Annotated in this window: 14 protein-coding genes; 4 read left to right on the top strand and 10 right to left on the bottom strand. The window is 63.9% G+C overall.

The genetic code is table 11. The features are described from left to right. Window positions 1-28: 28 nt before the first annotated feature. The 8 genes from C4K38_RS31000 to C4K38_RS30965 form a co-directional block, all read right to left on the bottom strand. On the bottom strand, window positions 29-778 hold the full coding sequence (locus C4K38_RS31000; protein WP_053281401.1) for a phosphocholine cytidylyltransferase family protein: 750 nt from the start codon (window positions 776-778) through the stop codon (window positions 29-31). 6 nt (window positions 779-784) lie between these two features. Further along, complete coding sequence (locus C4K38_RS30995) at window positions 785-1,417, bottom strand: gamma-glutamyl-gamma-aminobutyrate hydrolase family protein (protein WP_053281400.1); 633 nt, start codon at window positions 1,415-1,417, stop codon at window positions 785-787. Next, window positions 1,414-3,813, bottom strand: a complete 2,400-nt coding sequence (locus tag C4K38_RS30990) for a PEP/pyruvate-binding domain-containing protein (RefSeq protein WP_053281399.1) — start codon at window positions 3,811-3,813, stop codon at window positions 1,414-1,416. The genes C4K38_RS30995 and C4K38_RS30990 overlap by 4 nt, the downstream gene beginning before the upstream one ends. Continuing rightward, entirely contained in the window at window positions 3,810-4,538 is a 729-nt protein-coding gene (locus C4K38_RS30985; RefSeq protein WP_053281398.1) for a formyltransferase family protein, read from the bottom strand. Before C4K38_RS30985 ends, C4K38_RS30990 begins: the two co-directional genes overlap by 4 nt. Beyond that, window positions 4,535-5,107: a hypothetical protein gene (locus tag C4K38_RS30980; RefSeq protein ID WP_053281397.1), complete on the bottom strand. Its 573-nt coding sequence runs from the start codon at window positions 5,105-5,107 to the stop codon at window positions 4,535-4,537. The genes C4K38_RS30985 and C4K38_RS30980 overlap by 4 nt, the downstream gene beginning before the upstream one ends. After that, on the bottom strand, window positions 5,101-5,628 hold the full coding sequence (locus C4K38_RS30975) for an adenylyl-sulfate kinase (RefSeq protein WP_025807043.1): 528 nt from the start codon (window positions 5,626-5,628) through the stop codon (window positions 5,101-5,103). Before C4K38_RS30975 ends, C4K38_RS30980 begins: the two co-directional genes overlap by 7 nt. 4 nt (window positions 5,629-5,632) lie before the next feature. Continuing rightward, window positions 5,633-6,694 carry a CDP-glycerol glycerophosphotransferase family protein gene (locus tag C4K38_RS30970; RefSeq protein WP_053281396.1) on the bottom strand — a complete coding sequence of 354 codons (1,062 nt, stop codon included), beginning with the start codon at window positions 6,692-6,694 and terminating at the stop codon, window positions 5,633-5,635. A gap of 227 nt (window positions 6,695-6,921) precedes the next feature. After that, a complete protein-coding gene (locus tag C4K38_RS30965; protein WP_053281395.1) occupies window positions 6,922-7,182 on the bottom strand; it encodes an accessory factor UbiK family protein in 261 nt (86 codons plus the stop codon). Between the two features lie 416 nt (window positions 7,183-7,598). On the opposite strand from C4K38_RS30965, the gene glnK reads away from it, so the two are divergent. From glnK to sutA, 4 genes are all read left to right on the top strand, one after another. Beyond that, window positions 7,599-7,937: a P-II family nitrogen regulator gene (glnK, locus tag C4K38_RS30960; protein WP_002555808.1), complete on the top strand. Its 339-nt coding sequence runs from the start codon at window positions 7,599-7,601 to the stop codon at window positions 7,935-7,937. A gap of 35 nt (window positions 7,938-7,972) precedes the next feature. Next, window positions 7,973-9,310: an ammonium transporter gene (locus C4K38_RS30955; protein WP_009051452.1), complete on the top strand. Its 1,338-nt coding sequence runs from the start codon at window positions 7,973-7,975 to the stop codon at window positions 9,308-9,310. Between the two features lie 211 nt (window positions 9,311-9,521). Further along, on the top strand, window positions 9,522-9,947 hold the full coding sequence (locus C4K38_RS30945) for a secondary thiamine-phosphate synthase enzyme YjbQ (RefSeq protein WP_016703180.1): 426 nt from the start codon (window positions 9,522-9,524) through the stop codon (window positions 9,945-9,947). Between the two features lie 102 nt (window positions 9,948-10,049). Continuing rightward, window positions 10,050-10,373, top strand: coding sequence for a dormancy-specific transcriptional regulator SutA (gene sutA / locus C4K38_RS30940; protein ID WP_007926654.1), 324 nt, complete (start codon window positions 10,050-10,052; stop codon window positions 10,371-10,373). A gap of 96 nt (window positions 10,374-10,469) precedes the next feature. On the opposite strand, the gene C4K38_RS30935 is transcribed toward sutA, so the two are convergent. Together C4K38_RS30935 and xerC are read right to left on the bottom strand one after the other, a co-directional pair. Then, a complete protein-coding gene (locus C4K38_RS30935; RefSeq protein WP_053281394.1) occupies window positions 10,470-11,174 on the bottom strand; it encodes an HAD family hydrolase in 705 nt (234 codons plus the stop codon). Further along, window positions 11,174-12,070: a tyrosine recombinase XerC gene (gene xerC, locus C4K38_RS30930; RefSeq protein ID WP_016703181.1), complete on the bottom strand. Its 897-nt coding sequence runs from the start codon at window positions 12,068-12,070 to the stop codon at window positions 11,174-11,176. Before xerC ends, C4K38_RS30935 begins: the two co-directional genes overlap by 1 nt. Between the last annotated feature and the right edge of the window lies 1 nt (window position 12,071).

The raw sequence follows: 12,071 nt of genomic DNA, 5'->3' as shown, positions 1-12,071 counted from the left end.
ATAGACTCAGGATGTTGCGGCGGGCGGCTCAGCCGCGCCAGTCGTGGGACCAGCCCGGTTGGGCGATGCGCTGTTCGTACAGGGCGATGTCCGACTGATTGTCGACTTCCACCCAGCCACCGCGAATGGCCACGGTGGCGATGGCGGTGCCGGCCTGGAGCAGGGCACGCAGCAGGCTGGTCATGTCCAGTTTGTCGATCTGCGGGTCGCTCATGCCGGACAGCAGTGTCCGGACCTGGCTCCAGCCTGCGGGAGTGAATTTCAGCAGGCCCATGTACTGGCCCTCGATTTCCTCGCGGCTGGCGACCCTTTCACCGATACCCAGCAGTTGGCCGGCCTGTTGGTGGAAGCTTTCGGCGTCGCTGAGGGGATCATCGGAGCGCGCCGACCACAGGTCCCACCAGTCGAGGTCGTAGGTGATGCTCAGGGGCGCCTGGGAGGCCATCAGGTCACGGACGATGTCCGGGCGGTAGACGATATCGCCGTAGCACACCAGGGTCGGTTCGCTGGACAGCAGGGCATCGGCGCGCATCAGGCTGCGCACCATGTTGCTGCTGGCCCAATGCGGGTTGTACAGCCGGCTCTGGCCATAGCCTTCAAGGGCTTCGCTGCAATAACCACTGACCAGATGCACCTCGTCGACCCCGGCGTTTTCCAGGGCGTGCAGCTGCCATTCGAGCAGCGGCTTGCCAGCCAGGCGGGCCAGGGGCTTGGGTTGCGCGGCAGTCAGGTGTTTCAGGCGGGAGCCGCGGCCGGCGGCGAGAATTACGGCTTTCATGTCAGGTCACTCAAAGAGCCATTGGCACAGTTGTCGATCAGCTTCGTCCAGCGCTGCTTCGCGCTCGGGATGCCACATGATGCCGGCCACCTTGAGGCTGGCATGCACCAGGGCCTCGCAGGTCCCGGCAGCATCCACGGCCCAGGGGCGCAGGGCGGCGGGCGGCGGGTCGAGCAACTGTTTGCCGTGGAAGGAATTGACCGCGCGCGAAGCGGCCTGGCCCTGTAGCCAGGGCAGCTCGTCGGCGGCCAGCAAGGTGATGAGGTGGCGTTGCGCGACGTGCACGTCGCGGTCGGCATCGGCCAACCGGCCGCCGAAAAAGCTGTGGATCAGTTGCAACCCGCGGCAGACCCCCAGCACCGGCAACCGCTCGGCCACGCAGTGGGCCAGCAGCGCCTGTTCGCTCTGGTCGCGCAACGGATCGCCGCCGAGGTCGTCGCCACCGCTGAAGATCACGCCTTGCACGCCCTGGTCACGGGCATAGGCCACGGTGTCCTCGCCCAGGTTGGGCAGCAGCATCCATTGGTTGCCGCAGCCGAGCTCGGCGAAAAAGCGGTACCAGTCCCTGGCCAGGCCATCGCGCGGTTCGTGGTAGGCCTGCGGGTTGCAGGTTCTCAGGGTGATACCGAGGCGTTTCATGGCTGCACCGGGTTCAGGGTCTTGTCGCGACAATTGAGGGCGATGCGCGGGCTGCGCAGGATCCGGTTGAACAACTGCTCGCCGCAGCCGATGGCCGCCGGAATGCCGAACTCGGCGCAGCGGATGGCCATGTGCGAGTTGGCCCCGCCGTATTGGGTGACCAGCCCGGCGATGCCGCGGGTGAAGACCCAGTCGTAGCCGGGGTCGGCATTTTCGATGCAGACGATCTTGCCCTTGAGCGGCGCCGAAGCCGGGGTGTCCTGGCGCAATTCCATGCCGATGGCTTCGACGTTCTGCCGGGTGATGAAGTTGGGCAGGCTGCGATGCAGCGGCGCGACGAACACATCGTCGACCGCGCTGATCAGGTGCCCGAGCTTCAGCGAGATGCCCTGTTCATAACTGCGTCGCGCCTGGCTGGCCGACTCCAGCAGGACCCGGTCGGTGTCGTCCATCAGCGGCGTGGTGAGGCTGTCGAGCAGCGGGTGGATATCGAGAAAGGACAGGTCTTCCCTGGCCAGGCCGACGTCGGCGCCCCAGCTCACCAGCAGTTGCAGGGCATCGGACAGGTCCCGGGTGAACACCAGCTTGGCGTATTCCCGGGCCTGGATGGCCTGGCTGGCGTAGTCCAGCAAGTGTTCGGTCGACAGCGGCCAGCCTTGTTCGTCGATCAATTGCTGCAGGGCCTGGCGTTCTTCGGGGTGCAGCTGGAATGCCGCCTGCGGGCTTTCGCCATGACCCAGTTCGACGGTCGCGGCGGCGAACAGGTCGTGGCGTTCGTCATAACGCAGTGAGGTGATGTCGTAGGTGCCAGGGCGCAGATGGCCGAACTTGGCGACGAAGGCCGGCAGTGTCCGGGCGTCGGCGCAGACCTGGGCGTATTCGCGGGTCAGCTCGGTGGTGACGGTGTGGATCGACTGCTTCCAGGCCAGCAAGCGCTCGGTGCTCAGGGCGCCACGGCGGCAGGCCGAGCGCAGCAGGGCTTCGGCGATGAATGCATGCCGGGCGAGCATGGCGAACGGCAGTGTGCCTTGCTCGCGACAGTCCAGCAGCAGGCGGTGGATGCTGTCGAGGTCGGCCGGCAGGGCATCGAGACGGCGGCTTTGCTGCTGGCGCTCGTGGGCGCGCACCTGATCCAGCAAGGGCGGCAGCGCACCGGCTCCGTCACCGCTCAGCGCCCGCAGCGTCAGTTGGTCGAGGGCCGAGCGATAGGCCTGTTGCTCGGCGGCGCTGAGGCTGTCGCCATAACGTTCGGCGAAGTCGGCATCGAAAGTGAAGTCCAGGCAGGTCTGGACGACTTCGAACTCGACCTTGTCGTGCCATTGCGGGTGGGCCTGCAGGCGCTGTAGCCAGGCGTTGACCAGCTTTGTACACAACCCCGGCTCCAGGCCCTCCGGCAGGAATGAGTTGAAGCTGCAGCGCACATCGATATACGGGTGATGGCCGAGCATCACCATCAGGGCCTGGTGCCGGGGGTGGTGATAACCCATCAGGGCGCGGGCTTCGCGCCAGGTCGAATCCGTCACCAGGCGCCGATACAGCGAGGCTGCCAGCGGGCGTGGGGTGGTGCCGATGATTTCCGCCGGATTCCAGTCGGGCATCACCCCCAGCAGGGTGCTGTCACCGTACAGGCCGGCCTGGGGCGCCAGGCGTTTGCCCAGGAAGCGCTGGATGTGCTCGAGCTGGCGCGCCACCCGCCGTTCGGTGACCGGGTGCCAGGTGTTGCACAGCGTGATGCGCCGTACCTGCAACACATACACCTGCTGGTGGCGGTCGACGGCGAATTCGATGTCCAGCGGCACGTTACCGCAGAGCATTTCCAGCTCCCGGCAGGCATCGATCACCGCCTGCAGGCGTGGGGATCGCAGTTGGGCGCTCTCGGTGTCGCGGTAGACCAGCACGGTTTTCTGGATGCCCTGGCCGCCGGTAATGGTATCGGTCAGGCCGCTCTCATCGTCGTAGTTCACCACGTAATAAGGGGCGCCATGCTCCAGGTCGTGGGTCATCACCACGCCGCTCATCTGGATCGAGGTCAGCATCGGCTGGATCAGGATCTGGTTGTCCTCGCAGCGGTGCTCGGCAAAGGACGCGATCACCTGTTCGATGGCCGCATTCAAGGCCCGTGGATCCGTGGCGCTGACGTTCAGGCAACTGGTGAACAGGCCGGCCATCGAGCTGTTGAAGCTGTCTTCGTTCTGCGCGCTGCTGCGCACGATCACGCAACCGCCATGCTCCATCCTGGCGATGTTCAGCAGCACGTCCGCGGGGGCATCAAGCCACTGCCGCGCGGTGAAGAAATACAGCGGCAGGATCTGTGAGCGAGTGACCCGTGGTTGCAGGCGCTCCAGGGTTTCGGATTTGGTCCCGAAACGAACGATGTTTTCGGCGGCCCGGTTCATGGTGTGTCCTCGTGCTTGTCCACCGCCAGCAGGGCCAGGTGTTTGAGCAGCGGGTGAATGATGAAGTAGGGCGGCTTTTCGGCCTCGGCCGGCAGGGGCCGCAGGGCTTGTGCGCCTTCGCGTCGCCAGCGGCTGAGGACGTCCACCAGCAGGTCGGCGCGGATCGCATTGTCATACAGGTAGTCGACGTCCATGCCTGGCGGTGGCAGGGGATAGGCCTTGCGCGCGAGCACCGGGCCGGTGTCGATCTGCTCATCGAGCAGCAGGGCGCTGGCGGCGCATTCGCGCTGTTCGATGATCTGGTAGTACAGGGTGGTGCTGCCGCGATAGTCCGGCAGCCAGCCGGAGTGGATATGCAGCACCGGGTAGCGACTCAGCAGGGCCGCCGGCACCAGTTGCCCGCCGTAGCCGGAGTAGACCAGCAGGTCCGGCGCCTGGCGGGCGATGAGTGCGAGCAGTTGCGGGTCGTCGAGAGTTTGGGCGGGACATATCTCGTGGGGCCAGTCCAGGGCGGCCAGGCAGGTGTCGATGTCCTGGCTCAGGTCCGGGCAGAACAGCCCCGCGAGTGGCTGTACCTGCAACTCGCGGGTGGTTTGCAGCGCGCCGCCGCCCTGGCCGTAGACAATCACCGCTTCAGGTTCGATACCGGCGGCCGCCAAGCCTTGCAGGTAGGCGACCGAGCGCGCGGTGCGGGCGCAGAGGATCAGCAGGCGGGCGCGGCTCATAAGCCGGCCTCCCGGGCGACTGTGGCCAGCACCTGTTGTTCCTGGGTCAGCAGCCAGGCCAGGTAGGCACCCTGGTCTGGGTCGAGGCGGCCCTGCTGCGACACCAGGGTATCCGTCAGCTTGAGCAGGCCACTGAGGTAATAGGCCGCGCCGCTCGCCTGCCAGCCGTGCAGCATGCACTCGGCCAGCAACAGGTAAGGCGGTACGGACCCATAGCTGCCATGGGGCAGCGGACGGTGCGGAGCCGCGGCTTCGTAGCCGGTATACAGGCGTTTGCTCACTTCGAACTTCTTCAGCAGGCGCGCTAGCCAGTAGGTTGCCAGCGGGCCGGAGACGCCAGTGCCTGCGCGCATCTCCAGGCACAGATGGTTCAGCAGTGTCGTGCTGTCTTCGGCATGCGCCGGGCCTTGCGGATGCAGCGCGGGCAAGGCCGGCGCCGACAGGTGGGCACATGCGGCCAGGCGCGAGGCGCGCCAGGCATCGACGAAAGCTTCGCCCTGGAAGCTGCTGTAGCGGTAGGTCTGCGGGTTTTCCAGCAGGTCCCCGTCGCTGTAGACGTAGTTCAGCATGATGGTGGATATCCACAGAGCTGGCGAATGCGTTCCACGTAGCCCGGGATATCGTCGGGCTCGTGACGGTTGTGCAGCACCAGGTCCGGGCGTTGCGGCGGCGGATACTCGATGTCCACGCCCACCACGTTGCGCTGTTCGCCCCGCAGGGCGGACTGATACAGCCCCTTGTTGTCCCGGCTGATCAGGGTACTCAGCGGCACATCGACGAACACTTCCCGGTAGCTGGAGAAACGCTGGCGATTGTCGTCGCTGATGTCCTGGAACATCGACAGGATGCAGCAGACCACGTCGATGCCCTGGCTATCGAGCCAGCCGCACAGGGCCTGGATCCGTTCGGCGTTGACCCGGCGTCCGGCGACGCTATAGGCATCCGCCCGCTGATCATGGCGAAACAGCGCGCGAATCTCGTCGCCGTCGACGAACACGGTCTGCGGCCGTTGCGCTTTCAGGCTGGCATACAGGGCCCGGCCAATCGTGGTTTTGCCCGCTCCTGACATGCCGACCAGCCAGATCACCATGGTTTCACCCCTGCTTGAGTATGTTTTCGATGTTGCGCAGCGCCAGTACCGCCAGCTCCGCCGAGAAACCATAGCTGGGGGCGAAGTAATGGCGACGCAGGCGCTGACGGACCGCAGCCTGCTGTTGCCAGAGGCTCTCGTCCCCCAGCAGGTCGGCCAGTTGCCAGCGCGCCTCGGGGTCGAGGTTGAGGATGTCGTTGCGCAGCAGCACATCGGGCGATTCCTCGCCGGTCAGCGCATCCTGTTCGGCATCCGGCACGTTCAACAGCAGCAGGTTCTTGTCCAGGTACAGGGCGCCGAACGCGGTTCCGCCGTAGTCCGATACCACATAGTCGGCGCAGCGGAACAGGGTGAGGTTGTCGTAGACGCGGGTAATCACCGCGGTGAACGGGTATTGCTCGAGCAGTTTCAAGGCCTCGGGATCGGCCTCGACCGACAGCGGATGGGTTTTCACGATGACGTTGTAGCGATCGCACAACCCGGCCATGGCGTCGGCGAAGCGGCTGATCGACGACAGCTCCATCCAGGTCGGCAGCCACAGCACCGTCTTTTTCGCCGGGTCCAGGCCCAGGTCCGCCGGGTGCTGGCCTTGCAGCGAGGTTTCGCGGAAGTAGGCGTCGTAGCGCGGGTAACCCATCTGGAAGGTCACCGCATCGCAGCATTCGCGCAGGCGCTCGGCCTGCCAGGGGCCGAAGCACAGAATCAGGTCGTAGTGCTGGTTCCAGCTGGAAAAGTTGTGTTTGTACTTGCCCAGGGCGTACATGAAGCGCACCTGCCGATGGCCCAGCGCCTTGATCATCGGCTGGGAGCCGTGGTCGTACATGCTGTGGTTGGAGACCACCACGTCATAGCGGTGATTGGCTTTGATCACATCCAGGCTGCCGTGGCAGCTGTAACCCAGACCACCAATGAGCTCGCGGCTTTGCGCACGCTCTTCATGGGTACCATGCAGGACCACATCGAAAGCGTCGGCCCCGAGCAGGCTCCAGACTGCCTGATAGTGATTGAGCATCTCGGCGGTATGGACGAAGAAGGCCAAGCGGCTGAAGGGTTTTGGCGCGGTCATAGGGCTACCTGGTGCAATTAAGTCGAGGCAAGCGTTCGCGTTGCTTGGTGGTGTTGCGGGGCATGACTCGCCCAGGGGTGGCCAGGATCGCAAACGCTGGACATGTTATCGGCGGAGTAGGGGGGAAATGAACGGGCGGGGCGGAAAATCTTTGCTGGCAGGGCCCGGCTCGACCGATGGCAGGTGCTGCCCGGTCGAGCCTATGCGCAGGAGCGCGGTCGAGGTGGTTATTGCTCGCTCGGATTGAGCTTGGCTTCCAGCTCGGCCACCTTCGCCTCCAGGCTTTCCAGGCGGGCGCGGGTGCGGGCCAGGACGACCATCTGGCTGTCGAATTCTTCCCGGCTGACCAGGTCCAGCTTGCTGAAGCCGCTTTGTAGCAGGGCCTTGAACTGGCTTTCGATTTCGGCGCGGGGCAGTGGGGTTTCGCCGCTGAACAGGCGGGCGGCATGGCCGCTCAGGGCGTCGAGGAGGTCTTTGGGCGCGAGCATGGGGAGTGTCCTGAAAACAATGGCGGGCAGTGTATCACGCACTGTCTATAGTCAATCGGCAGGCGGGGATGCACGCTTTTCGCGCATAGCGCCGGGCAGTGGCGCACCGTTGTTGTGCGTATCCGTGGCGATGATGGCGAAGTGGCTTCTTCAGCAGCGGCCAAGGGACTGAAATCAGTGGGTTTTCACGAGATGGCAAGGTTTCTGCTTAGTCGCTGATGACCCATGCACTGATGCAGTCGCTGTGACGAATGCAGTGCGGCAGGCGGAGCGGGGAAGTGTTTCGTCAGCAGCGGTTAGCTGGCGTCGGTCTGGTCGAGGAAGGCCGACGATGCGTTACAAAGCCAGGCACTGCGCTTAGACTTGAGTCGGGTTTGTTTTCCTGGGGCAAGTCCACCAATTCGGGAGAAAGTTTCATGAAGCTAGTCACTGCCATCATCAAGCCGTTCAAGTTGGACGACGTGCGCGAGTCGCTGTCCGAGATCGGCGTGCAGGGCATTACCGTTACTGAGGTCAAAGGCTTCGGCCGGCAGAAGGGGCACACCGAGCTGTATCGCGGCGCGGAGTACGTAGTCGACTTCCTGCCCAAGGTGAAGATCGACGTCGCCATCGACGACAAGGATCTTGACCGGGTCATCGAGGCGATAACCAAGGCCGCCAACACCGGCAAGATCGGTGACGGCAAGATCTTCGTGGTCAATCTGGAACAGGCGATTCGCATCCGTACCGGCGAAACCGATACCGACGCCATCTAAGCCGCCCCAAACCCAACGCCCCAGGAGAAAACAATATGACTCTGCGTAAAATCGCAGGGCTAGGAGCCCTGTTGTCCCTCGTAATGCCTGGCCTGGCCATGGCGGCGGACGAAGTGGCAGCCCCAGTCCTCAATTCCGGCGACACCGCCTGGATGCTGACCTCGACGGCCCTGGTGCTGTTCATGACCATTCCCGGCCTGGCGCTGTTCTACGGCGGCATGGTGCGTTCGAAAAACATTCTTTCCGTGATGATGCAGTGCTTCGCCATTACCGGTCTGATCAGCATCCTGTGGGTCATTTATGGCTACAGCATCGCGTTCGACACCACCGGCATGGAGCAGGGCGTCGTCAACTTCAACTCCTTCGTCGGTGGCATGGGCAAGGCCTTCCTGGCCGGCGTCACCCCAGCGAGCCTGACCGGCCCGGCGGCGCTGTTCCCCGAGGCGGTGTTCATCACCTTCCAGATGACCTTCGCCATCATCACCCCGGCGCTGATCGTCGGTGCCTTCGCCGAGCGGATGAAGTTCTCCGCCATGCTGATCTTCATGGCCATCTGGTTCACTCTGGTCTATGCGCCGATCGCACACATGGTCTGGTCCGGCAACGGCGGCCTGATGTGGGACTGGGGTGTGCTGGACTTCGCCGGCGGCACCGTAGTGCACATCAACGCCGGTATCGCTGGCCTGGTAGCGTGCCTGGTGCTGGGCAAGCGTAAAGGCTTCCCGACCACCCCGATGGCGCCGCACAACCTGGGTTACACCCTGATGGGCGCGGCCATGCTGTGGATCGGCTGGTTTGGCTTCAACGCCGGTTCCGCCGCCGCCGCCAACGGCACCGCCGGCATGGCGATGCTGGTGACCCAGATCGCCACCGCCGCCGCGGCGCTGGGCTGGATGTTCGCCGAGTGGCTGACCCACGGTAAGCCAAGCGCCCTGGGCATCGCCTCGGGTGTGGTTGCCGGCCTGGTGGCGATCACGCCTGCCGCTGGCACCGTAGGCCCGATGGGCGCCCTGGTGATCGGCCTGGCAGCGGGCGTGGTGTGCTTCTTCTGCGCGACCACCCTGAAACGCAAACTGGGCTACGACGACTCCCTGGACGCCTTCGGCGTGCACGGTATCGGCGGTATCCTCGGCGCGATCCTTACCGGCGTGTTCGCCGCGCCATCGCTGGGCGGCTTCGGCACCGTGACCGACATCGCCGCGCAAGTGTGGATCCAGTGCAAAGGCGTGGGCTTCACGGTGATCTACACCGCGATCGTGACCTTCATCATCCTCAAGGTGCTGGATGTGGTCATCGGGCTGCGTGTCACCGAGGAAGAAGAGTCGGTCGGCCTCGACCTGGCGCAACACAACGAGCGTGGTTACAACCTGTAATCCCGCCAGAAAAAAGTGCCCGGCTTGCCGGGCATTTTTTTGTCTGCGTTTTGTCATTGAGAGACAGCTGAAAGGTTTTTCCCAGAGCTTGTCAGCCAGTTTGATGAGCGCTTTTTTTTCGGGTCAATGACTTACAGCATTGGAGGAATATTCGGCACTTTGTTTTTTCCCTGAGCGCGCTAGAATGCGCGCCGAATGTGCGGAGAACTGTATGTGGCAACAGACTCTGATTACCCTGCGGGCAAGGCCCCGGGGCTTTCATCTGGTAACGGACGAGTTACTCGCCGGCCTGCCTGAACTGAAGGCATGTCGGGTCGGTCTGTTGCATTTGTGGCTGCAGCATACCTCGGCCTCGTTGACCATCAACGAGAATGCCGACCCTGCGGTTCGTCGTGACTTCGAGCGTTTTTTCAACACCCTGGTGCCTCAAGGCATGGCCGGGTATGAACATGACGACGAAGGGCCCGATGATCTGCCGGCGCACTTCAAGGCCAGTTTGCTAGGCTGTCAATTGAGCTTGCCGGTATCGGCGGGTCGCTTGGCGTTAGGCAGCTGGCAAGGCGTTTATCTGGGCGAGCATCGCGATCATGGCGGTGCCCGCAAAGTCCTTGCCACCTTGCACGGTGATAAGGCATAAGCCGCTGGTTATCAGTGGATGTTGATTTTTTTCCAGCGGCCTTCGACAGTCGGCTCAGCTGGGCTATAACTAATCTGCTTTTCGCAAGTCATGAGGTAGAACATGAGCGACGATGATCTGGAAAACGACGACCTCGAAGTAGGCGACGAAGACGAAACCGAAGAAGGTCTTGAAGCGGCCGCCGACGATGTGGCGGAAGACGATGGCAGTGATGTTCCTGCCCCGACCGCCAAAGGCAAGGCCAAGGCTGCCGTCTCGGTAGATGAGTTGCCGAGTGTCGAAGCCAAGAACAAAGAGCGTGATGCACTGGCGCGCGCCATGGAGGAGTTCCTGGCCCGTGGCGGTAAAGTGCAGGAAGTCGAGGCCAATGTGGTTGCCGATCCGCCCAAGAAGCCTGATAACAAGTACGGTAGCCGGCCTATCTAAGCGCCCGCCACTTGCTTGCTGAAAAAGCCCGCCGTCGCTGCGGGCTTTTTCATGGGCGTTTGTTGGGTGATGACACTGTGTTGCGGTGAGCGCGCATCAGGCGCCGTTGTGCCAGCGCGCCAGCAGTTTTGGCAGTTCGGTCAGGCTGCGGATTTCCGCGTCCGGCAGCCGCTCGGCCTCCCAGACCTTGCCGGCCGGGTTGAACCAGATGGCCCGCAAGCCAGCCTGCTGCGCCCCGGCGATGTCGTCGCCCGGGTGGTCGCCGATGTGCACGGCGGTGTCCGGTGTCGCCTCGCCCCGTTGCAGGGCCTCGTGAAACAGCCGTGAATCGGGCTTGGCGATGCCGATGTCTTCGGCGCACAGGGCGAACTTGAAGTAATCCGCCAGCCCCAGGCGGCGCACATCGGCGTTGCCGTTGGTGACCACACCCAGCGCGAAGTGGTTGGCCAGCGCTTCCAGGGTCGGCTGCACCTCGGGAAAGATGTCCAGCTGATGCCGGGCATGCAGGAACACTTCAAAGCTCTGGTCGGCCAGGGCATTGGCCTGGCCCTGGTCGTAGCCGGCTTCCTCCAGCGCATGAAACAGGACCCGCCGGCGCAGGGCGCTGATGCGGTATTTGAGCCCCGGTTCGTTGTTCAGCACCCGTTCACGGATGGCCCAGAGATGCTCCACCGGTACGCCGCCCAGCTGCGGGGCGTGGTCGGTCAGCCACTGGCGCAGCACGGCTTCGGCGCTGACGATCACGGGCGTGGTATCCCACAGCGTGTCGTCGAGGTCGAAGGTGATCAGCTTGATCGTCATTACTCACCGCCTTTGTTGCGTTTGGCCCGTGGGTGGGCGCTGTCGTAGACCGCTGCCAGGTGCTGGAAGTCCAGGTGGGTATAGATCTGCGTGGTCTTGATATCCGAGTGCCCCAGCAGTTCCTGTACGGCGCGCAGGTCCTGGGAGGACTCCAGCATGTGGCTGGCGAAGGAGTGTCGCAACATATGCGGATGCAGGTTCTGCCCCAGCTCGCGCTCGCCGGCGGCCTTGACCCGCAGTTGGATCGCCCGTGGGCCCAGGCGCCGGCCCTGCTGGCTGACGAATACCGCGTCATCCGGCGGATTGCTCAGCGCCCGTAGCGGCAGCCATAGCTGCAGCGCCTCGCGGGCCTTCTTGCCGACCGGCAGGACCCGGGTCTTGCTGCCTTTGCCGTGGACCTGCACCAGGCCATCGGCCAGGTCCAGCTGTTCGAGGTCGAGGCTGGTCAGCTCCGACAGGCGCAGCCCGGAGGAATAGAACAGCTCGAGAATCGCCTGGTCTCGATGAGCGAGGAAATCATCTTCCACCGCGCCATCGAGCAATTGCAGCGCACGATCGGTGTCCAGGGTCTTGGGAAGGCGACGCTCGCCCTTGGGCGGCGCCAGGCCGTTGGCCGGGTCGTGATTGCACAGGCCTTCGCGGTTCAGATAGTGATACAGGCCGCGTACGGCGGAGAGCAGGCGCGCCAGGCTGCGGGATGATTGGCCCTGCTGGTGCAGGCGCGCAATCATGCTGCGCAGGCCCTGGATGTCCAGGTCGGACCAGCTGGAAACCTGCTGCTTGGCACAGAAAGCCAGCACTTTTTCCAGATCACGGCGGTAGGCCTGCAGCGTATGGGGCGACACTTGGCGCTCACTGCGCAGGTGCTCGCAGTAGGCGTCCAATTGTCGTTCCATG

The sequence above is a fragment of the Pseudomonas chlororaphis subsp. piscium genome, assembly GCF_003850345.1.
Lineage (GTDB): Bacteria > Pseudomonadota > Gammaproteobacteria > Pseudomonadales > Pseudomonadaceae > Aquipseudomonas > Aquipseudomonas piscium.
This window is presented reverse-complemented; position numbering and strand designations above follow the sequence as displayed.

Coding starts and splice junctions, on each gene's coding strand:
- C4K38_RS30945 (WP_016703180.1), top strand. CDS start 9,522: ATGTGGCAACAGACTCTGATTACCCTGCGGGCAAGGCCCCGGGGCTTT.
- C4K38_RS30990 (WP_053281399.1), bottom strand. CDS start 3,813: ATGAACCGGGCCGCCGAAAACATCGTTCGTTTCGGGACCAAATCCGAA.
- C4K38_RS30985 (WP_053281398.1), bottom strand. CDS start 4,538: ATGAGCCGCGCCCGCCTGCTGATCCTCTGCGCCCGCACCGCGCGCTCG.
- C4K38_RS31000 (WP_053281401.1), bottom strand. CDS start 778: ATGAAAGCCGTAATTCTCGCCGCCGGCCGCGGCTCCCGCCTGAAACAC.
- C4K38_RS30980 (WP_053281397.1), bottom strand. CDS start 5,107: ATGCTGAACTACGTCTACAGCGACGGGGACCTGCTGGAAAACCCGCAG.
- C4K38_RS30965 (WP_053281395.1), bottom strand. CDS start 7,182: ATGCTCGCGCCCAAAGACCTCCTCGACGCCCTGAGCGGCCATGCCGCC.
- sutA (WP_007926654.1), top strand. CDS start 10,050: ATGAGCGACGATGATCTGGAAAACGACGACCTCGAAGTAGGCGACGAA.
- C4K38_RS30970 (WP_053281396.1), bottom strand. CDS start 6,694: ATGACCGCGCCAAAACCCTTCAGCCGCTTGGCCTTCTTCGTCCATACC.
- C4K38_RS30955 (WP_009051452.1), top strand. CDS start 7,973: ATGACTCTGCGTAAAATCGCAGGGCTAGGAGCCCTGTTGTCCCTCGTA.
- C4K38_RS30995 (WP_053281400.1), bottom strand. CDS start 1,417: ATGAAACGCCTCGGTATCACCCTGAGAACCTGCAACCCGCAGGCCTAC.
- C4K38_RS30935 (WP_053281394.1), bottom strand. CDS start 11,174: ATGACGATCAAGCTGATCACCTTCGACCTCGACGACACGCTGTGGGAT.
- xerC (WP_016703181.1), bottom strand. CDS start 12,070: ATGGAACGACAATTGGACGCCTACTGCGAGCACCTGCGCAGTGAGCGC.
- glnK (WP_002555808.1), top strand. CDS start 7,599: ATGAAGCTAGTCACTGCCATCATCAAGCCGTTCAAGTTGGACGACGTG.
- C4K38_RS30975 (WP_025807043.1), bottom strand. CDS start 5,628: ATGGTGATCTGGCTGGTCGGCATGTCAGGAGCGGGCAAAACCACGATT.